The sequence below is a fragment of the Cupriavidus sp. C3SS-1 genome (assembly GCF_057073755.1).
In genome coordinates this window covers 138,330-158,600 of record NZ_CP172701.1, presented here as the reverse complement: position 1 = coordinate 158,600, position 20,271 = coordinate 138,330, and the positions used below count along the sequence as shown (strand labels likewise).

Sequence of the window (20,271 nt, the reverse complement as noted above, 5' to 3'; positions counted from 1 at the left end):
ATGTGCTCGCCGACACGCGCTGGTCTAATTGCGGTTGGCGCCGCGTCGGCTTCATTTCCGAAGGGGAAAACGGATTCCGGCTTATCAAGGCCCGTTCAGCCCTTCACCCTTACACGCCGCTACTTTTCCGGGATCCTAAAAGGGAGCGGCCGTTATTGTTGTGGACATGGCGAAGTCCTGGGATCGAGAAACTCCGAAGTCAACTCGACACGCTGGCCAAAGTACGAATGGTGAAGAGCGTGCCCTGACGGCTATGTTCGCGGATCTGCTGGAAAGGCTCCTACACTGAAATCTTGGCACTATAGAAGCTTAAAGTGATGCGTGAACCCCAATGGCGCCGAGATGGCGTAGATCCTGACTACAGATTTTCGCTGGCCAACGAGCGCACTTTCCTTGCATGGATTCGTACCGCCCTTGCCATTTTGGCAGGAGGCGTGTTGCTTGATCAGTTTGCCACCAAACTAGGTCCGCAATATGCGGTGATGATCCTCGCAGTAGCACTTGGTGTGCTGGCGGCGCTTCTCTGTGCGATCGCCTATTTGCGCTGGCGTGCAAATGAAATCGCCATGCGTCATGCCCAAACGCTACCAGGTACGATCGCTATACCGCTAATTGCAGCAACTGTACTGGTGGTCACTGTGGTGGTGGCGCTGCTGTTAGCTGGTAAAACATGATTCGGCATATTGCTCCATTGCAGCGGCCGCGAGATCCGGGGCTACAGGCCGAGCGCACTGCGCTGGCATGGAACCGCACCGGCCTGGCTGTGCTGATCAACGCGGTGCTGGCATTGCGTTCGGGTTGGGAGGGCAACGAGACCCCAATTTCTTTGCTGGCGCTTGCATTGCTTGTTGCGTCAAGCGCATGGATTTCTTATGGCGCTTGGCGTCGTCGGATCCTGGTGACCTACCGGGGCGGGATTTCTCTATCCACGATTGAGATCACCTCGGCGGCGCTCGTTGCGTTCTGCGCATGTGTTGTCGGGGTTGCATCGATAATCTATGGGTTGGAATTATTCTAATCGGCGGGCGCGCAGAATCTTCAAATGGGGCACGTAAGGGCCTCACGGCCACCTGGCCTCAGGGAAGGGGAATGGCGGTCGGCGACACCGGTGGGCTGAATTATCTCTTTCGTCTACCAGAATCAAAGCACTCATGAGTCTTATCGATTCTCCTGCCATATTGGCTTCCGTCTCTCTTATTACTCTGGTGGCTGGTATGGCCAAGGGCATGACCGGATTTGGTGGCGCGCTCATCATGGCACCCTTGTTCGGATTACTGCTCCCAGTGCACGAAATCGGCGCCTTGGTCGTGCTGATACATCTGGCGACGTCGCTGCAGGGCTTGCGCAACTGGGCTGCCGTGGCCCGCTGGCGAACCGTCGTTCCGTTGGCCTTGATCGCGACGGCTTGCGCGGCCTTAACGACCCGCTGGTCGATGAACGAGAACGCGGGGGATTTGCGTCGGATAGTAGCTGTTGCGGTCCTGCTCTCTACATTCTTGCACATCAGAGGCTGGCGCTGGCTTCACGATAGCGGATGGCGTCCCACTTTCGCTGCCGGCGCAATGAGCGGTGCGCTGACTGCATTAGGGGGAATCGGCGGCCCGCCGGTCGTCTACTTTCTTAATGGAGTGGGGCAGGGCGAGACACTACGCGCGAATCTCCTTGCGTATTTTTCGGTGCTGTATGTGGGTGTGGTAGCTTGCTTATTGTTTCAGCACCAGATTCATCTGCCGCACATATACTCGACAGTGCTGCTCGTGCCGATGTTCGTCCTTGGTGTCTTTGTGGGGGAGCGGCTATGCAAAATGCTGTCGGCGCGCTGTCTCGAACACATCGTGAGTGGCTTGTTGCTAGCGTCCGGGTTGGTCGCCTTGTTGATCTAGCCAAGCTCGGCTTCCATAGCGGAGATGGTCCACAATGCAGAATGACTTCGGACAGTGACTCTTTCGCTGGTCCAGATCTGCCACCGGTCAATTCGTCGATTCAACGGATTTGGCGCTTAGTCAAGGCGGTCTGGGATCCCATTGTCGAACTGTTGAGATCGGGTGTACCAATCATCCGTGGGGAGATGGCAGTACAGTTGACCTGTCGTTACCATCGTGCTGGATGAGGTAGGGGTCTCCGGATTGGCTGGCTACAGGTCTGAGGTCGGGGCGCAACCGTCACGCCGCCTGTGATTCTGGCTGACCAGAGCAATGGCTGCTATGCGGCAGGCAACTGGCGTCGGGCCCCAGAGTCGAGTGTTCTCCTGTCGGTACGGCTTCCACGCGCTCATCGACCAATCGAACGGTGATCTGTGCGAGGGCACCATCCCATACTTAAGAACCGCAAAAGGGCTACTACTTGTCGACGGGACCTTGCGAACAACACAATCCAGTACGTTCGCGATCACGTCCCTTTTTCATAAGAAAGAGTTTTGGGTAATTACCTGGCATTTAGTGCTTGTTGCATTTTTCATTGATTCGCGCAATTGAAGATTGACGGTAGTGACGGCCTTAGTCGGTCACGATGAATGTAGGAGGAGCAAAAGTGGAGACACAAAATTCAAGAGCAGATGGTCTGATGGGGGGTGTGACATTGTCGCCTTCAGCGGTTCCGAGAGTGGGAACTAATGGGTGGATAGTGACCATGCTGCTGGCATCGGTAATGGTCATCAATTTTCTCGACAAAGCCCTAATCGGGATGCTCGCCGTACCGATTATGCGGGACTTCAATCTGACGCCCGTGCAGTTTGGTGTGATTGGAGGGAGCATATTCTGGCTATTCTCCCTCTCTGCTTTGCTCGTTGGCTTTCTGTCCAACAAGGTAAAGACGCGCTGGATCCTGCTTGTCATTGCGGTGATTTGGGCTGTCGCGCAAATCCCAATCTACTTGACTTCCTCCGTCGCAATTCTGTTGGCCAGCAGGGTGGTGCTAGGGGCAGCCGAGGGACCGACTTTCAATGTTGCTGTTCACTGTGTGTGCAAATGGTTCCCTGATCGCAGTAGAAGTGTGCCGATTGCCATAATCAATCAAAGCGCCTTTATCGGGCTACTGCTGGCAGGTGTTGTCTTTCCTTACATTGAGAGCCAGTGGGGCTGGCGTGCAGCGTTTCTCACGATGACACTGGTCGGGCTTGTTTGGGTGATTTTCTGGCTGTTATTTGGTCACGAAGGAACTGTGGGGAACGTGGCTGCTCAAGAACAAGGCGGTGCGCATCTCAATGATGAGAGTTTCAGGGTGCCATACTTCCGTCTTTTTACTGATCGCACAATTCTCTTCGGCTACATAAACGCGTTCGCATCATTTTGGGCGCTTACAAACTGTCTGACCTGGCTGCCGGCGTACCTGACCAAGGGGCTCGGCTTAGACTCGCTGATGTCCGGACGCATCTTTGCATTGATCGTTGGCGTAGGTATCCCAGTCGGAGTTGCTCTCAGTTGGCTATCGCAACGCCTGATCAGGGCGGGATATTCTTCGCGAGTTTCCCGCATTGGAATTATCGGCGTAAGTGGCATCGTTGCGGGGCTATCGCTGTGTCTGCTATTGGTCCCCGGCATAAGCAATTTATCCAAGATAGTGTTGATCGCAGTCTCAGCTAGCCTGTATCCGATGTGTAATGCTGTCGGCGCTTCGGTCTTTGCGGAGGTTTCGCCGGATAGCCAGAGGGGCTCCGTAGTTGGAGGCTATATAGCTTTTGGGCAATTCTCCGGAGTCATTGCTCCGGTGGTGATGGGGTATTTTATTCAGCACTTCAGCTCAAGTCCAAATCACGGGTACGAAATTGGCTTTGTCGCAACTGGAGTTATGGTTTTGCTGGGGGCGACGCTTGCGGTGATTTTCCAGAATCCTGAGAAATCCAAGCGGAAGTTTTCAGAATTTCGAAATAGATGAATTTTCGATTGGATTTACATTAAGGCTGAAAAATGAAGAGATGGATATGTCGGCCCGAGGGATCGAACTGGGGAGAGTTCGGTGACGATGACCAACTTGGAACCCTGAATTTCATCACTCCGACGCAGGTTATGAATGCTGTCAGGGAGGTGGGCAAGGGCCTGTCGTTCTGTTTATCGTTGCCCCTGGATCTTCCCGGTGAAAAGACGCTGAACCCAAATCGTAAAGCCCCGGTTATTGCTCCCGTCCATGCGGCATCCGGATCTCGTTTCAATTTTCCTCTGGCCAGGGAGCAAAAGAGCCTCAATGATATCGTCTGCGACGATCAGGTTACGATATCTTTGCAGTTCTCCACTCAGTGGGATTCCCTCGCCCATTTTGGTGCGCGCTTCGATATCGATGGTGATGGGCAGTTGAAGTACTGCTATTACAACGGCTACCGTGCCGGCATCGATGTCGTCGGGCCGAAAGATAACGATTACCTTGGATGCGGTTGCGTATCAGGTAGCATTGGCTCCTCTGCACGAAAACTGGGGATTGAAAATCTTGCGGAAAAGGCTATTCAGGGGCGCGGTGTTATCGTTGATCTCTTCAAGTACTTCGGTGGTGAGCGAAAAATCGTCGGCTTGAGCGACATATTGACCGTGTTGGGCGCACAATCCATTTCGATCGAACCAGGTGACATTCTGCTAATCCATACGGGGCTCGGCCAGAAAATCATCGACATGCGGGACTGCCCCTCTGCTGAGGTCTTTCAGAACTATGGCTGCGTCCTGGATGGGAACGACAAGAAGCTGCTTGAGTGGATCAGTGAATCAAAAATTGCAGCGATTTGTTCCGATAATTACGCAATCGAACAGTGTCCCACGGAATTATCGCCGCAAAAAGATAAAATCCTGCCGTTGCATCACCACTGCCTTTTTAAGCTCGGACTGCCGCTTGGTGAATTGTGGTATTTGTCGGACCTGGCGGCCTGGGCGAGTTTGAATGAAAAGAATTACTGTCTTCTGACAGCCCCACCGCTGCGCTTGCCTGGGGCCGTTGGTTCGCCGGTAACCCCGGTGGCCACCGTCTGAGTTGCGCGTCTAGGGCCTGCTGGAGCAAGCAGAACAGGGCAGGGATTTGTGGGACGGGGTAGTCATACGTCGATACTCGGTTCTGGCCGCGGAATGATGGCAGCGAAGATTAGCGGTTGGTGGCACTGGGATGCCGGCCAAGTCAGCGCGAGATGAGTGCCTGCCTACGACTGGGCCGTTGATTGCGAGCTTTTAGGGGGGCTTCGACTGTTGCAGTCAAGTGTACCGCTGCGTTGGTGGTACGGGTCACTAGACTTACTGCAACGTTGACGGACTTAGGATAGAGGGTGTGCTGTAGGCCCGTATTCGGTTCTGTCCGCAACCTGCCGGGCAATTGGCTGTCCATGCCGTACGAATTCGTGTCAGCTCTCCTGTTAGCCGGCGTCCCGACCGTAAACCATTTCGGAGTACCCCATGCAAGCACAACAGCAGCACTATCACCTTCTCGCCAAGCCCGCGGGAGCGGCTTGCAACCTGGGTTGCACCTATTGCTTCTTCCTGTCCAAGGAGAACCTGTACCCCAATGACCGCTATCTCATGGACGAGGCAACCCTGGAGACCTATGTCCGGCAACTCCTCGAGTCCTCGCCAGGGCCGCAGGTCGAAATCTCGTGGCAGGGCGGCGAGCCCATGCTGCGCGGCCTCAATTTCTACCGGCGAGCGGTGGAGCTTGCCGAGAGGTATCGCCGGCCTGACCAGCATATCCAGCACACTATGCAGACCAATGCGACGCTGGTGGACGACGAGTGGGCGGGGTTCTTCCGGCAGCACAACTTTCTTGTCGGGGTAAGCGTCGATGGGCCTCCGGCCATGCACGACATTTATCGCGTCGACCGAAAAGGGCGGGGCACGTTCGACCAGGTGCTGCGGGGATGGAATTGCCTGCAGCGGCACGGGGTCGAAAGCAACGTCCTGTGTACGGTGCATGCTGGCAACGCGGACCACCCCCTGGAGGTCTATCGTTTTTTCCGCGATGAACTGAAGGCGCAGTACATCCAACTCATCCCGATTGTGGAGCGCGCGACCGAGCAGACGATCATGCTCGCTAACCAGGGCTGGGGCGGCCTCAAGGGCAAGGATCGACCGCTGTACCGGCAGGAGGGCTCGCGTGTGACCTCCAGATCGGTGTCAGCCGAGAAGTTCGGCAGCTTCCTCATCGCCATTTTTGACGAATGGGTGAAGCGCGATGTGGGGCAGGTGTACGTGACGACGTTCGACGTGGCGCTGGGAAGTTGGCTCGGCCAGCACAACAGCTGCGTCGTTTCACCGACTTGCGGCGCCTCCCTGGCGCTCGAACACAATGGAGATGTCTATTCTTGCGACCACTTCGTAGAGCCTGAGCACAAACTGGGCAACATCAAGGACACTCCGCTGGGTACGCTGGTGGCCTCTGAGCAGCAGCGTCGCTTCGGCAATGCGAAATTCGACACGCTACCGAAGTACTGCAGGCAGTGTCCGGTGCTCTTCGCCTGCTACGGGGAATGTCCGCGCAACCGGTTCATCGAGACCCCGGACGGCGAGCCTGGTCTGAACTATCTTTGTGCCGGCTACAGGGCCTTCTTCACCCACATCGACCATTCGATGAAGACCATGGTTACCTTGTTGCGTCACGGTCGCTACGTCGATGAAATCATGGCCTTGGTCTGACCGTGTCAAGGCAATCAAATCGAGGTGATAACCTCAGCGATAGCAGAATCTGGTCCCAGAAATCCGACGTTGAAGCGAAACCAGGGGGAGCTTGACGCCGTGTTGGGGCTGAAGATGGCGCCCGGGGCCATCGCAATGCCGCGTGCGAACATCTGGCGGGCGAATGACAGCGAATCTTCCACACCAGGCAGGCGCGCCCACAGGTAAAGGCTTTGCTCCGGACGGGCGAAGACTTCGACACCGTGTTCGTCGAACAACGACAGCGCGGCGCGCGTGGCGTTTCGTGTCTTGGCGCGCAGGGCCAGGGCGTGCTTGCGAAAGCGTCCTTCGGTGATCACCGCGTCCACCGTGCGCTCGGCATACAACGAGCTGTTTAGACTGACAATGGTTTTGACCCGCGTCAGCTCACGCGCGAGATCGGCTCTGCAGGCCAGGAAGCCGACACGCACCACGCTCGACAGTGACTTGGAGAAGCTGCCGACATAGATGGATTGTGCGAGCTGGTCGCCCGCTCCAATGCGCGGAGTGCGCAAAGGGGAAAAATCGGCCAACGCATCATCGTCCACTATCACGAGGCCATGCCGTTGCGCAAAGTCGGTCAGCTCCTGCACCATCGATCCCGTCATATCGCTGCCAGTCGGATTGTGTCCGCAGGACTGCGTGAAAAACAGGCGCGGCTTGTGCCGTCGCAACAGTTGAGAGAGCACGTCGATGTCAGGGCCCTCCGGTGTGCGGGGCACGCCGTGGACCTGTGCCCCCTGGAGTTGTAGTTTGTAGAAGGTGGGATAAAAGCCCGGATCGTCGACCAGGACATGGTCGCCGGGGCGGACCATGTGTCGGATGACAAGGTCAACCGCCTGATAGGCCCCTTGGGTGAGGACGATCTGTGCAGGGTCCACGGCTATGCCGAAGCCATGCAGGCGCGCGGCAATGTGCCTGCGCAATGGCAGGTAGCCCGCGGGGTCGCCGTAGCGAAAAACCGTGCCCAGGCCGCCGCGGCCGATCTTCTGCATGTAACGATCGAGCCGGCAACCCTCGAGCCATGCCGAGGGCGGCAGGCCTTCGCCCAAGGACGGCACACCGTGAACGGGGTCCGTCTCGGACCGTTCAATGCCAACGGAACTGAGCGCCAGGTCGAGTGCTGGCGCCCATCCGTCCGTCACCCGCAAGTGAGGATCCCGGCCCGCCACATAGAAGCCGGAACCCCGGCGCGGTTCGATAAACCCTTCTGCCACCAGCAGCTCATAGGCCTTGACGACGGTGTTCTTGGCCGCACCGCAGGCCTTGGCCTGATCGCGAAGCGACGCCAGGCCGCTGCCGGGAGACAACTGGCCCTGTGCGATCTGGCGCTTGATGTCGGCGGCAATGCGCTCGGCCAGCGGAACGTTGTTGCTCATGCTTTTAGGGAGGCTTCGACTGTTGCAGTCAAGTGTACCACTGCTAAGGTGGTACGGGTCACTAGACTTACAACCACGTCGAAGGACTCAGGAGATAACGCATGGAAACGCCTCAGCAGCAAAGCCTCAACGAACAGTTCGAGGGTAAGATCGGCCAGACCTACAAGGACTCGGTGCCGCACTGGCCCGCACAGCAGAAGGCGCGATCGGATGCCCCGAACGTGGTGTACATCGTGCTGGACGATGTCGGATTTTCCGACCTCGGATGCTACGGCTCCGAGATCCACACGCCGAACATTGACGCGCTGGCCGGCGGCGGCTTGCGCTACAGCAACTTCAACGTGACGGCCATGTGTTCGCCCACGCGGGCCTGCTTGCTGACCGGGCGCAACGCCCACTCGGTCGGTGTCGGCATCATTGCCGAGTGGGCCAATGGCTTTCCAGCCTACCAAGGGCGCATCACGCCCAAGGCGGCGACACTGGCCGAGGTTCTAGGCGAGCATGCCTACGGCTGTTATGCCAGCGGCAAGTGGCATCTAACCAACCTGGCCGACTACGGCGCGGCCGGTCCCCACCACGACTGGCCGCTGGGACGGGGCTTCTCGCGCTGGTACGGCTTCCATGGCGCGCTGATTGACCAGTGGAACCCAGAGCTGTACGAGGATAACCATCCTTTCCACTTCGAGCCCCGCAAAGACTATCACCTGTCCACGGACCTGGTGGAGCGCACGATCGGGCAGATCCGCGATCACGTCACGTCCACACACGACAGGCCGTTCTTCAGCTACCTGGCCTTTGGCGCCTGCCACTGGCCGCATCAGGTGCCGGACAGCTACATCAGCAAGTACCGTGGGCGCTACGACCGGGGCTGGGACCAGATTCGCGAGGAGCGCTTTGCGCGGCAAAAGGAGCTGGGCATTGTGCCGGAAAACGCCGAAATGGCGCCGCGGAATCCGGGCGTGGTCGCCTGGGAGGACGTGCCAGAGGATCAGCGGCGTGTGGGCTGCCGCCTGCAGGAAACCTTCGCGGCCTTCCTGGAGCACACCGATGCCGAGATCGGTCGTCTGACGGGCTACCTGCGCTCGATCGGTCAATTGGACAACACCTTGATTGTTCTGATTTCGGACAACGGCGCAAGTCCCGAAGGTGGAGCTCTCGGTGCCATCAACATGCGCAAGCACATGACTCACGAGCAGGAGACGGTCGAGGCCATGCTGCCGCGCATCGACACTATCGGCAGCGAATATTCCTTCAGCCACTATCCTCTGGGTTGGGCGCAGGTCTCGAACACTCCCTTGAAGTGGTACAAGAAAGACACGCACGGTGGTGGCATCCGTGCGCCGCTGATCATGCATTGGCCAGCTGGCATCGCGAGCCGCGGCGAGGTGCGTACGCAGTTCCACCATGTCACCGACGTCATGCCCACCGTGCTCGACTGCATCGGTGTCGAAGCGCCACGCGTCTACCGGGGCGTTGACCAACTGGCGATGCAGGGCGAAAGCATGCGCTACACCTTCGCCGACCCATCCGCACCGACGGTCAAGAGCACACAGTACTTTGAGATGCTGGGTGATCGGGCCGTGTGGCACGAAGGATGGAAGGCGGTTGTCAAGCATGCCAAGGGTGCCGACTATGCGGTGGACGACCGCTGGGAGCTGTACAAGCTCGACGAGGACTTTACCGAGGCGAAGGATCTGGCCGCGCAGCATCCCGACAAGCTCAAGTCGCTGGTGGATATCTGGTGGCAGCAGGCGGATCGTTTCGGCGTGCTGCCGCTTGACGACCGCGAGGCGGAGCGCGCGCGCGACTTTCTGATGGCGGCTAAGCGGTCGCGCTATGAATTCCAGCCGGACATGGCGCGCATCGACCGCTTCATGGTCCCGGAAATCAGTGATCGCGACTACACGATCCGTGCAGAGCTGTCGGGGTTGGAGCGTGACACAGAGGGTGTCATCTTCTCGTGGGGCAGTCGATTCGCCGGCTTTGTCCTTTACTGCAGGGCCGGCGAATTGGTCTACGAGTACCTCTACTCCGAGGTGCAGGGCTATCGCATGAGCACGCCGATGCCCACAGGCTCGGGCGTGGTCGAGCTGGATTTTAAGCGCACGGGCAGCCACGCTGGACAGCTGGTGTTGCGCGTCGATGGCCAGCAAAGGGCGTCGCTCGATTTCCCCAAGACCTGGTGGACCTACAGTACCACCGCCGGCCTGACCTGCGGCCTTGCGGGTGTGCCGATTAGCGAGGCGTTCAAGCCGCCGTTCCGCTTCAACGCCACGCTGAAGCGAATGATCGTTGAGCTCGGCGATGGTTCACCTGACGATGGTGTCGGCAAGCTGTGGACGGTGTTCAAGCAACAGTAAAAGGGTGAAAAAATGAAGGAGACAAATATCATGACCAAGCGCCGATTCCTGGCAGCCGGGCTGGCGGCGCTCACATGCGTGCTGCCGCTGTCTGCGGCACGAGCGGCTGACTACCCGACCAAGCCGGTAAGGATCATCGTGGGCTATCCACCCGGTGGTACTACCGACCTGCTTGCGCGGCTCGTGGGTGTGCAGTTGCAAAATGGGCTAAAGCAGTCTTTCGTCATCGAGAACAAGCCTGGCGCAGGAGGCGGTATTGGCGCCGATGCGGTCGCTAAGGCGCAGCCGGACGGCTACACGCTGGGTCTGGCCAGTGCAGGCAACCTGGCACTCAACTATGCCTCGTACCCCAAGATTCCTTACGACTCACGCAAGGACTTCACCGCTTTGAGCTTGCTTGCGACCATGCCCAATGTATTAGTGGTCAGCAATAAGATGCCTGCGAAGAACTACGCCGAGCTAATCGCCTACCTCAAGAAAAAGGAGAAAGGGGGGAGCTTTTTTGCCTCCACGGGGGCGGGCAACGGGCCACATCTGACAGGTGAGTTGTTCAAAGCGCGCACTGGTCTGAATCTGTCCCACGTGCCCTATCAAGGTGCCGGGCCTGCCATCACCGCTGTGCTCGGGGGGGAGGTTGACCTCCTGTTCGACAATCTGCCGTCCGTGCTGCCCTTCATCCAAAGCGGCAAGGTCCGCGCCATCGCGGTGACCAGCGCGGCCCGTGTTTCGGTGTTGCCCGAGGTACCTACGCTTGGGGAGGTGGGATTGAAGGACTTCGTGGTTGAGGCTTGGTTTGCATTGGTAGCACCAGCCGGTCTGGACAACAGGGTACGTGAAAAGATCGACAAGACGATCGCCGGTCTTTCGTCCAATGAAGCGTTTAAGGAATCGATTCGCAAGCTGGGGGCAACACCGAGGATGACCGGTGAAGCCGAGCTCAGGGCCTTGATCGAGCAGGAGCGCGAGCGCTGGCCCGCCCTGGTCAAGCAGGCCAACCTCAAGTTCTGATCATGATGGAAGCTAGCCAAAACACACAGTCCCACGCCGGTCGGACTGTGCTGATCACGGGAGCATGCGGCGGCATCGGCGCGGCGATTGCCAGTCGCTATGTGCGAGCGGGTGCCGCTGTTTGCCTGGTGGATCGTGATGCAACAGCCGGTGATGCACTGGCGGCGCACCTTCGCCAGGTTGGCGGCCAAGTGCACTTCGCGCAGGCCGACGTCGGCAGTTTTGCACAGTGCCAGGCGGCATGCGATGCCGCGCAGGCCGTACTGGGGCCGGTGGACACCGTCGTCAACAACGCCGGGATTTCGCCCAAGCACCATGGACTACCGGCGCCGATCTGGCAGATGGACCCCGCCGAATGGCGCCAGGTAGTCGATGTAAACCTGAACAGCGTATTCCACTTCTCACGCTTGCTGGCGCCCGGCATGGTCGAGCGTCGATTTGGGCGCATCGTCTCCATGTCGTCAGTAGCTGGCAAGGCGTATCTCGACATCGTTGCGGCGCATTACAGCACCACTAAAGCCGCGCTCATTGGCATGACCCGACATCTGGCAGGCGAGCTCGGGCCGCATGGGATCACCGTGAACGCGCTGGCACCGGGGCGTATCGACACACCAATGGTCGCCGGAGCGCCCAAGGCTGCCAATGATGCGGTGACGGCCGTCACGCCGCTGCGGCGGTTGGGTACTCCCGATGAGGTGGCCGACGCCTGCCTGTTCCTCACTTCGGATCAGGCCACTTTTATCACCGGTCAAGTCATCGACGTGGCTGGCGGCTGGCTGATGACCTGATATTCCTTTGCGACAACCAAACACTGGCATCATGCACACCAGACCGTACCTAAATTTCATTGCTGGCGAATGGACAGCCGGCACATCGGTTGCGCCCAACATCAGCCCTTCAGACACTCGCGATGTCGTGGGTGAATACGTCCGGGCGGACGCGCAGCAGACCCTGACAGCCATCGACGCCGCATTTGATGCGCAGCGTACCTGGGCAGGCCTGACAGCCGAACTACGCTCGGATGCTCTGGACCGTATCGGCACGGAGATCCTGGCACGCCGGGACGAACTGGGTCGACTGCTCTCGCGCGAGCAGGGAAAGACGCTGGTTGAGGGCGTTGGCGAGGTGGTTCGCGCCGGACGCGTCTTCAAGTTCTTCGCCGCCGAGGCCCTGCGCATGGGTGGTGAAAAGCTGCCTTCGGTCCGACCCGGTGTGGAGGTCGAGGTGGCGCGCGAGCCGGAGGGCGTCGTGGGCATCATCTCCCCCTGGAACTTTCCGATCGCCATCCCGGCATGGAAGATCGCACCCGCGCTCGCGTACGGCAACGCCGTCGTGTTCAAGCCGGCCGACCTGGTGCCGGGCAGCGCCTGGGCGCTGTCTGAGATCATCGTGCGGGCCGGTCAGTTGCCGCCCGGCGCGTTCAATCTGGTTATGGGTCCCGGCTCCAAGGTGGGCCAGACCCTGGCGAATTCGCCCAAGGTGCGCGCGCTCAGCTTCACCGGATCGACCGGCACCGGCCGCAGCGTTGGCCTGGCCTGCATGGAGCGCGGCGCCAAGGTGCAGCTCGAAATGGGTGGTAAGAACCCGCTCGTCGTGCTCGATGACGCGGATCTGGACATTGCCGTCACGGTGGCCCTGCAGGGATGCTTCTATTCCACCGGCCAGCGCTGCACAGCGTCCAGTCGCCTGATCGTGCAAGAGGGAATGCACGACCGCTTTGTCGCCGCCCTGGCCGAGCGCATGATCGCGCTCCAGGTCGGACATGCCCTGGAGGAGGGCACGGACATTGGCCCCGTGGTGTCGCAAGACCAGTTGAATCAGGACCGCTTTTACATCGAACTGGCCCAGCAGGAGGGGGGACGCCTGGTGGCGGGCGGGGAGCTGTTGCAACGCGCCACGCCGGGCCACTACCTCTCGCCGGCCCTGATCACCGAAACGCACAACGCGATGCGAGTGAACCGGGAGGAGATCTTCGGACCGGTGGCCACGGTCATCCGCGTCAGGGACTACGAGGAAGCCCTCGCTACCGCCAACGACACGCCGTTCGGCCTGTCCTCCGGCATCTGTACCACCTCACTGAAGCACGCCACCGATTTCAAGCGCCGTTCGACGGCCGGCATGGTGATGGTGAATGTGCCTACGGCCGGCGTGGACTACCACGCCCCCTTCGGCGGGCGCAAGGCCTCCAGCTACGGGCCGCGCGAGCAGGGTACCTATGCGCGCGAGTTCTACACCGCCACCAAGACCGCTTACACCCTGGCCTGACACCATGCGAGATATCACCGGCAGCACACAGATCTTCGGCATCCTGGCCGACCCCATCCACCACGTCAAGACGCCGCAGCGCATCAACCAGTTGTTCGCCGAACGTCAGGTGGACGGCGTCATGGTACCCGTGCATGTGAAGCCCGAGGGGCTGGCGCAGGCCGTGCAAGGCCTGCGGGCGATGCAGAACCTGGGTGGCTTCATCGTCACCGTGCCGCACAAGACCGCTATCGTCGCACTTTGTGACGAGGTAACGCCCGAGGCCCGCCTGATCGGGGCGGTGAACGTGGTGCGCCGCACGGCCGATGGCCGTCTGGTCGGGGGAATGCTGGACGGAGAGGGCTTTGTCAGCGGACTGCGCAGCCAGGGCCTGGACCCGGCCGGGTGCAGCGCCTATCTGGCCGGCGCCGGTGGCGCCGCCTCGGCCATCGCGTTCGCGCTTGCCAGCGCCGGCGTGAGCCGCCTGACCATTGCCAACCGCACGGCCGACAAGGCGCTGCAGCTGATCGATCGCATTGCGAGCCGCCATCCGTCGCTGACCCTGGCCGTTGGCGGCGAGGACCCGGCCGGCCACGACTTGGTCGTCAACGCCACCTCTCTGGGTCTTCGCCCCGGCGATGCGCTGCCGCTGGACGCGGGCCGCTTGGAGCCGCGCCAAATTGTCGCGGAGATCATCATGCAACCCGCCGAGACGCCGCTGCTGATGGCAGCCCAGGCCAAGGGTTGCCGCATCCACTTCGGCGCCCCCATGCTGACCAGCCAGATCGAGCTGATGGCGGCATTCATGAGCGGGTCGACGCCGGCGAACGGAGCCTGAACATGCATGGGCCCGAATTCCTGGCGCAGTTGCGCGACGTGGTGGGCGAGCGCGGCGTTGTCACCGATGCCCCCGACCTCGCCCCGTACAGCCATGACTGGCGCCACATGTTCCACGGCGTCCCATTCTGTGCGGTACTGCCGCGCAGCACCGAAGAAGTGGCCCAGGTGGTGCGCCTGTGCGCCCAGGCTGGTGTGCCTCTGGTGCCGTATGGCGGCAACACCGGACTGTCAGGTGGCGCCACGCCGGATGCCAGTGGGCGGCAGATTGTCCTGTCCTTGGCACGCATGAACGCCATCCGTCATCTGGACGTTGTGGGCGAGACTCTGGAGGTGGAGGCCGGTTGCATTCTGCAGGTGGCCCAGGAAGCTGCCGCGGAGCAGGGCTTGCTGCTACCGATCAGCCTGGCGGCCGAAGGGTCGGCGCGCATCGGCGGCGTGATCGCCACCAACGCCGGCGGAACCAACGTCGTGCGCTACGGCATGACACGCGGTCGAGTACTGGGCCTGGAGGTCGTGACCGCCGATGGCCAGATCGTCAGCGGCTTGCGCCGGCTGCGCAAGGACAACGCTGGCTACGACTGGAAACAGTGGTTCATCGGCACCGAGGGCACGCTGGGCATTGTCACTGCCGCCGTGCTCCAACTCAGCCCGCAATCCACGCACCGCGTCACGGTATTGCTGGCGGTGCCGACCGCCGCGCGGGCGCTGGAGGTGCTGCTTGCCACCCGACGGACCATCGGCGACACCCTGACGGGGTTCGAGCTGATGTCCGGTGCGGCGCTGGAGTTGGTGCAGCAGCACCAGCAGTTGAAGGTTCCGCTCAGCGCATCGGCCTGGTACTTGCTGCTGGAGGCGAGTTCATCCCTGCCCGGCCTGCGCGACGCGACGGAGAGCCTGCTGGAAACCCTGCTGGAGCGCGGCGACGCCACGGACGGCGTGATCGCCGAGTCCGAACGGCAGGCGGCGGAGCTGTGGGCATTGCGCGAATCGATCTCCGAGGCGGAAGGCAAGGAGGGACGCTCGCTCAAACATGATGTGTCAGTGCCAATTTCGGGGATTCCGGACTTTCTGCGGGACGCCGACGCCATGGTGCACACGTATTACCCGGGGGCCCGTGTCAACGCCTTCGGCCATGCGGGGGACGGCAACATCCACTACAACGTGATCATCCCGCAGGGCATGGATGCAAAGGATTTGAACGCGCGGGTGCACGATCTGGTGGTGGCGCACGCGGGCAGTATCTCGGCTGAACATGGCATTGGCCAGTACCGCGTAAACGAACTCGCGCGTTGCCGCACCGCCGCCGAACTGCAACTGGCCCAGCGCATCAAGCGCGCCCTCGATCCGGCGAGCCTGCTGAACCCTGGCAAGGTCCTCAACACTCCCTCAACCTCCTGAAAAGCACCATGGATACCTATGACTACATCATCGTGGGCGGAGGCACGGCTGGCTGCGTGCTCGCGAACCGGCTGACTGCCTCGGGTAAGCAGCGCGTCCTGCTCGTCGAAGCGGGCGGGGAGCCGCGCAACCCCTGGATTCCGATCCCTGCCGGGTTCAGCAAGCTACTGACCAACCGCAAGTACAACTGGCTTTTCAAGACCGAGGCCGAGGACAACACCAACGGCCGGGTCATCTCCGTGCCACGCGGCAAGGGCCTGGGGGGCTCGACGCTGATCAACGGCATGATCTTCGTGCGCGGCCAGGCCCAGGACTATGACGCCTGGCGCGACGCCGGTGCCCAAGGCTGGGGCTACCTGGATGTCGAGCCCTATTTCCGGAAGCTTGAATGCTATCCGCGGGGTGGAGATACCCGGGGCAAGGAAGGCCCGCTGCACCTGGAGCAGGTCAGAGAGCGCTTTCCAATCGCAGATGCCTTCATGCAGGCGGCCGTTCAGGACGGTCAGCGGCTCAACGACGACTACAATGCCCCCGACCAGGAGGGGTTCGGCTACTACCAGGTCAACCAGCGCGGCGGGCGCCGCTGGAGTGCCTACGACGCCTACCTCAAGCCGGCGCGGCAACGCTCCAACTTGACAATTGTGACCGGTGCGCACGTACTGCGCGTGGATCTGGCTGGCCGGCGCTGCGTAGGTATCACCTACCGCCGTCATGGCCAGGAGGTCAGTGTTCGGGCTCACACCGAGGTCATCATGGCGGCGGGCGCTATCCAGACGCCCCAGCTCCTTGAGTTGTCGGGCATTGGCCAGCCGGCTCTGCTGAAGTCGCTGAACATTCCGGTGCGGCACGCCTTGCCGGGCGTGGGCGAGAACTACATCGACCATTTCGCCACGCGCATGAACTGGCGCGTGAAGAACACGGTGACACTCAACGAGATGGCGCGTGGCTGGCGGCTCGCTGCGGCAGTGTCGCAGTATCTGGCGTGCCGCACCGGCATCCTTACGTTGGGCACAGGCCTGGTTCACGGCTTCGTCAAGACGCGCGCGGAACTGCAGGTGCCGGATGCGCAGTACTTTTTCGTCCATGCGAGCTATGCCAATGCCGCCGAGCGCATTCTCGATCGCGCCCCGGGCATGACGATTGGCGTGGCCCAACTGCGTCCGGAGTCCATCGGAAGCATTCACATCAAGTCGGCCGACCCGATGCAGGGACCGTCCATCCGCCCGAACTTCCTTAGCAGCGAGGTGGACCAGCAGTGCATCGTGCGCGGTATGCAGCTGGCTCGCCAGATCGTCGCTCGACCCGCCATGGCGCAGTTTATCGAACGCGAGATGAGCCCAGGGCCGCAGATCAGTGCCGATTCCGACTGGTTGGCGTTCGCACGCGAAAACGGTCAAACGATCTACCACCCGTTGGGTACCTGCCGCATGGGAGAAGACGAGGGTGCAGTCGTCGATTCGCGGCTGCGGCTGCGCGGCTTATCTGGCCTGCGCGTAGTGGACGCGTCGGTTATGCCGAAGATGGTGTCCGGCAATATCCAGGGGGCGGTGATGATGGTGGCAGAAAAAGGAGCCGATTTGATCCTGGAGGACCAACCGCGCTGATATCGCTCTTCCAAACGCCGATTAGCACAGCAGTGGCCGAGCTCCACTGCCAGTTGAATTCGGTTTTCAAGACTGGTGTGCATCCATATGGTCGTCCGGCTATTCAATACTTAGCTTCAATAATGACACGCGAGATAATCCTCAGGTAATTATTGAATTTGTCGATTGAAGAGGTTCAGTCTCATGCACTCGAAAAGTGTGCTACGCGTTGCAGATCAACGAAACATATGACGTCGCTCCATCTTGATGGAGTCGCAATATGCCGCTATTGCCCCGCTTTCATAATTTAACAGAATGGCTTTGGGAGACATGGATATGAGTTTCTTTGCAAAACGGCGTGATATTCTGAGAGGAGCGTCGATTTTGGCCGCTAGCTGCTGCTGGAGCGCCTTGCCGAGTCCTGCATTCCCTGCGGCCGCGTAGCCGGCCTCCTGGAGGCCCTGCCCAGCGAGCGCACGCGCCGCGGCCGTCTGGTGCAGGACATGCCGCACCCCGTTGCTGGCACCACGCAGGTGTTCGCGCCGCCCTACCGCCTGGACGGCCAGCGCCTGCCAATCCGCAACGCGCCACCCACGCTGGGCGAAGGTACGCGCGAGGTGCTGCAGCAGCTGCTGTCCCTGAGCGATGCGCAGTTGCAGGCCGTGAAGGAGCAGGGCGTGCTGACGCTGCCGGGCGCACAGATGTGATGCCTTGCGGAAAAGATAGAACCGATGAATACCCGCATCTGGCCGGCATGGTCCGATGACCCTCTATAGAAAGACGCTTCGAATGAAAATTCTCGTCCCCGTTAAACGCGTCGTGGACTACAACGTGAAGGTCCGCGTGAAATCGGACGGCACGGCCGTAGACACCGACAACGTCAAGATGAGCATGAATCCCTTTGACGAAATCGCCGTCGAAGAGGCCGTGAGGCTGAAGGAAAATGGCGTGGCCACCGAAATCATCGCGGTGTCCTGCGGCCTGGCGCAATGCCAGGAAACGCTGCGCACGGCCATGGCCATTGGCGCGGACCGCGGCATCTTGGTCGAAACCGACGTCGAACTGCAACCTCTTGCCGTGGCCAAGCTGCTCAAGGCCTTGGTGGATAAGGAACAGCCTGGCCTTGTCATCCTGGGTAAGCAGGCCATCGACGACGACGCCAACCAGACCGGCCAGATGCTCGCCGCGCTCGCCGACCTGCCTCAGGCGACGTTTGCCAGCAAGATCGAACTGGCGGGCGACACAGTCAACGTCACCCGCGAAGTGGACGGCGGCTTAGAAACCCTGGCTATGTGCCTGCCGGCCGTGATCACCACAGACCTGCGCCTGAACGAGCCGCGATACGTAACCCTCCCGAACATCATGAAGGCCAAGAAAAAGCCGCTGGACACCGTACGTCCAGAGGATCTGGGCGTTGACGTGGCCCCGCGCCTGAAGACTCTGAAAGTGGCCGAGCCCCCGAAGCGCGGCGCCGGCATCAAGGTGCCCGACGTGGCGAGCCTGGTGGCCAAGCTCAGGAACGAAGCCAAGGTGATCTAAGGAAGAGCACGACATGACAGTCTTCGTTATTGCCGAACACGACAACACATCGATCAAGAGTGCCACTCTCAGCACCGTCACCGCGGCTCTGGCATGCGGCGCCGAAGTGCACGTTCTGGTGGCCGGCGCAGGCGCTCAAGTTGCCGCCGCAGCCGCCGCGCAAATTGCCGGCGTGGCCAAGGTCCTCCACGCGGACGGCGCGTCCTTGAAGGACGGCCTCGCGGAAAACCTCGCTGCGCAGGTGCTCGCCATCGCCAGTAACTACAGCCATCTCCTGTTCCCGGCCACGGCCAGCGGCAAGAACGTGGCCCCGCGCGTGGCCGCCAGGTTGGACGTCGCACAGCTTAGTGACATCACCAAGGTCGTGACTGCCGACACCTTCGAACGCCCCATCTACGCGGGCAACGCCATTGCTACTGTGCAGTCGGCGGATGCCGTGAAGGTGATCACGGTGCGCGGCACCGGCTTTGACGCAGCCAGCGCCACTGGCGGTTCGGCGGTCGTGGAAACCGTGGCCGCCGTCGCCGATGTGGCCAAGAGCGCGTTTATGGGCCGCGAGATCAACAAGAGCGACCGGCCCGAACTCACGGCCGCCAAGATCATCGTCTCAGGGGGCCGGGCGCTGGGCAGCGCGGAGAAGTTCCAGGAAGTCATCACCCCGCTGGCCGACAAACTGGGCGCGGCCATTGGTGCCTCCCGCGCGGCCGTGGACGCGGGCTATGCGCCCAACGACCTGCAGGTGGGGCAGACGGGCAAGATCGTGGCGCCGCAGTTGTACATCGCCTGTGGCATCTCGGGGGCCATCCAACACTTGGCGGGCATGAAGGACTCCAAGGTGATCGTGGCGATCAACAAGGATCCGGAAGCGCCGATTTTCTCGGTGGCCGACTACGGACTGGAGGCTGATCTGTTCGAGGTCTTGCCGGAACTGGTCAAGACGATCTGATTTAGCTCATCCGGGGACCGATTCCGCCGCTACGCCGATGACTGCAACATCTACGTCAAAAGCCAAACCGCAGGGCAGCGCGCGATGGTGGCGATCACTGACTCTCTGGAGAGGAAACTGAAACATCAGGCTAACCGGGATAAATGCGCCGCCGCGCGACCTTGGCAGTGAAGGACGCGGGCGGGGAAATCGGCAAGCAACGGACGGGCCCCTTGGTGGAACGCCGGTGCGAGCCATATGAACCCGGCCTAACCCGAAGAGCCGTCTCAGGGTTGGTTTCGCTGCTGGAGACCCAGCGGCGCCTCCAGTTGTGTTTAATGAACCGCCGTATGCCGAACCGCACGTACCGTGGTGGGAGAG

16 protein-coding genes and 1 pseudogene are annotated in these 20,271 nt (G+C 60.8%); 16 read left to right on the top strand and 1 reads right to left on the bottom strand.

Annotation, left to right across the window (positions count from 1 at the left end):
* The first annotated feature begins 317 nt into the window (after positions 1 to 317).
* The 6 genes from ACIGJC_RS29245 (at position 318) to ACIGJC_RS29220 (ending at position 6,596) form a co-directional block, all read left to right on the top strand.
* Positions 318 to 674 (top strand): YidH family protein, encoded by a 357-nt coding sequence (locus ACIGJC_RS29245; protein ID WP_483715041.1) that lies wholly within the window; start codon positions 318 to 320, stop codon positions 672 to 674.
* On the top strand, positions 671 to 1,018 hold the full coding sequence (locus ACIGJC_RS29240) for a DUF202 domain-containing protein (protein WP_483715040.1): 348 nt from the start codon (positions 671 to 673) through the stop codon (positions 1,016 to 1,018). Before ACIGJC_RS29245 ends, ACIGJC_RS29240 begins: the two co-directional genes overlap by 4 nt.
* A gap of 133 nt (positions 1,019 to 1,151) precedes the next feature.
* Complete coding sequence (locus ACIGJC_RS29235; protein WP_483715038.1) at positions 1,152 to 1,883, top strand: sulfite exporter TauE/SafE family protein; 732 nt, start codon at positions 1,152 to 1,154, stop codon at positions 1,881 to 1,883.
* A gap of 745 nt (positions 1,884 to 2,628) precedes the next feature.
* Positions 2,629 to 3,873 (top strand): MFS transporter, encoded by a 1,245-nt coding sequence (locus tag ACIGJC_RS29230; protein ID WP_483715037.1) that lies wholly within the window; start codon positions 2,629 to 2,631, stop codon positions 3,871 to 3,873.
* Positions 3,874 to 3,905: 32 nt separating this feature from the next.
* The gene (locus tag ACIGJC_RS29225; protein ID WP_483715035.1) at positions 3,906 to 4,949 is read left to right on the top strand and encodes a cyclase family protein; all 1,044 of its coding nucleotides are present in this window, start codon (positions 3,906 to 3,908) and stop codon (positions 4,947 to 4,949) included.
* Between the two features lie 414 nt (positions 4,950 to 5,363).
* The gene (locus tag ACIGJC_RS29220) at positions 5,364 to 6,596 is read left to right on the top strand and encodes an anaerobic sulfatase maturase (RefSeq protein WP_483715034.1); all 1,233 of its coding nucleotides are present in this window, start codon (positions 5,364 to 5,366) and stop codon (positions 6,594 to 6,596) included.
* 14 nt (positions 6,597 to 6,610) lie between these two features.
* Here the strand turns inward: ACIGJC_RS29220 and ACIGJC_RS29215 are convergent, their stop codons facing one another.
* Positions 6,611 to 7,993 carry an aminotransferase-like domain-containing protein gene (locus ACIGJC_RS29215; protein ID WP_483715032.1) on the bottom strand — a complete coding sequence of 461 codons (1,383 nt, stop codon included), beginning with the start codon at positions 7,991 to 7,993 and terminating at the stop codon, positions 6,611 to 6,613.
* Between the two features lie 101 nt (positions 7,994 to 8,094).
* Here ACIGJC_RS29215 and ACIGJC_RS29210 point away from each other — a divergent pair, with 101 nt between their 5' ends.
* The 10 genes and pseudogenes from ACIGJC_RS29210 to ACIGJC_RS29165 all read left to right on the top strand — a co-directional run bounded on the left by ACIGJC_RS29210 (position 8,095) and on the right by ACIGJC_RS29165 (position 19,911).
* Positions 8,095 to 10,353 carry an arylsulfatase gene (locus tag ACIGJC_RS29210; RefSeq protein WP_483715030.1) on the top strand — a complete coding sequence of 753 codons (2,259 nt, stop codon included), beginning with the start codon at positions 8,095 to 8,097 and terminating at the stop codon, positions 10,351 to 10,353.
* 30 nt (positions 10,354 to 10,383) lie between these two features.
* Positions 10,384 to 11,361 carry a Bug family tripartite tricarboxylate transporter substrate binding protein gene (locus ACIGJC_RS29205; protein ID WP_483715028.1) on the top strand — a complete coding sequence of 326 codons (978 nt, stop codon included), beginning with the start codon at positions 10,384 to 10,386 and terminating at the stop codon, positions 11,359 to 11,361.
* A 2-nt stretch (positions 11,362 to 11,363) separates the two neighbouring features.
* Positions 11,364 to 12,149, top strand: a complete 786-nt coding sequence (locus ACIGJC_RS29200; protein WP_483715027.1) for an SDR family oxidoreductase — start codon at positions 11,364 to 11,366, stop codon at positions 12,147 to 12,149.
* Between the two features lie 31 nt (positions 12,150 to 12,180).
* Entirely contained in the window at positions 12,181 to 13,626 is a 1,446-nt protein-coding gene (locus ACIGJC_RS29195; RefSeq protein ID WP_483715026.1) for an aldehyde dehydrogenase family protein, read from the top strand.
* Between the two features lie 4 nt (positions 13,627 to 13,630).
* On the top strand, positions 13,631 to 14,443 hold the full coding sequence (locus ACIGJC_RS29190) for a shikimate dehydrogenase family protein (protein ID WP_483715024.1): 813 nt from the start codon (positions 13,631 to 13,633) through the stop codon (positions 14,441 to 14,443).
* A gap of 2 nt (positions 14,444 to 14,445) precedes the next feature.
* Positions 14,446 to 15,843 carry an FAD-binding oxidoreductase gene (locus ACIGJC_RS29185; protein ID WP_483715023.1) on the top strand — a complete coding sequence of 466 codons (1,398 nt, stop codon included), beginning with the start codon at positions 14,446 to 14,448 and terminating at the stop codon, positions 15,841 to 15,843.
* A gap of 8 nt (positions 15,844 to 15,851) precedes the next feature.
* Positions 15,852 to 17,447, top strand: coding sequence for a GMC family oxidoreductase (locus ACIGJC_RS29180; protein ID WP_483715021.1), 1,596 nt, complete (start codon positions 15,852 to 15,854; stop codon positions 17,445 to 17,447).
* Positions 17,448 to 17,821: 374 nt separating this feature from the next.
* Positions 17,822 to 18,133 (top strand): annotated as a pseudogene (locus tag ACIGJC_RS29175) (CoA transferase); the annotation flags it as partial.
* 82 nt (positions 18,134 to 18,215) lie between these two features.
* Positions 18,216 to 18,965 (top strand): electron transfer flavoprotein subunit beta/FixA family protein, encoded by a 750-nt coding sequence (locus tag ACIGJC_RS29170; RefSeq protein ID WP_483715020.1) that lies wholly within the window; start codon positions 18,216 to 18,218, stop codon positions 18,963 to 18,965.
* A gap of 13 nt (positions 18,966 to 18,978) precedes the next feature.
* Positions 18,979 to 19,911, top strand: coding sequence for an electron transfer flavoprotein subunit alpha/FixB family protein (locus tag ACIGJC_RS29165; protein ID WP_483715019.1), 933 nt, complete (start codon positions 18,979 to 18,981; stop codon positions 19,909 to 19,911).
* Positions 19,912 to 20,271 lie beyond the last annotated feature (360 nt).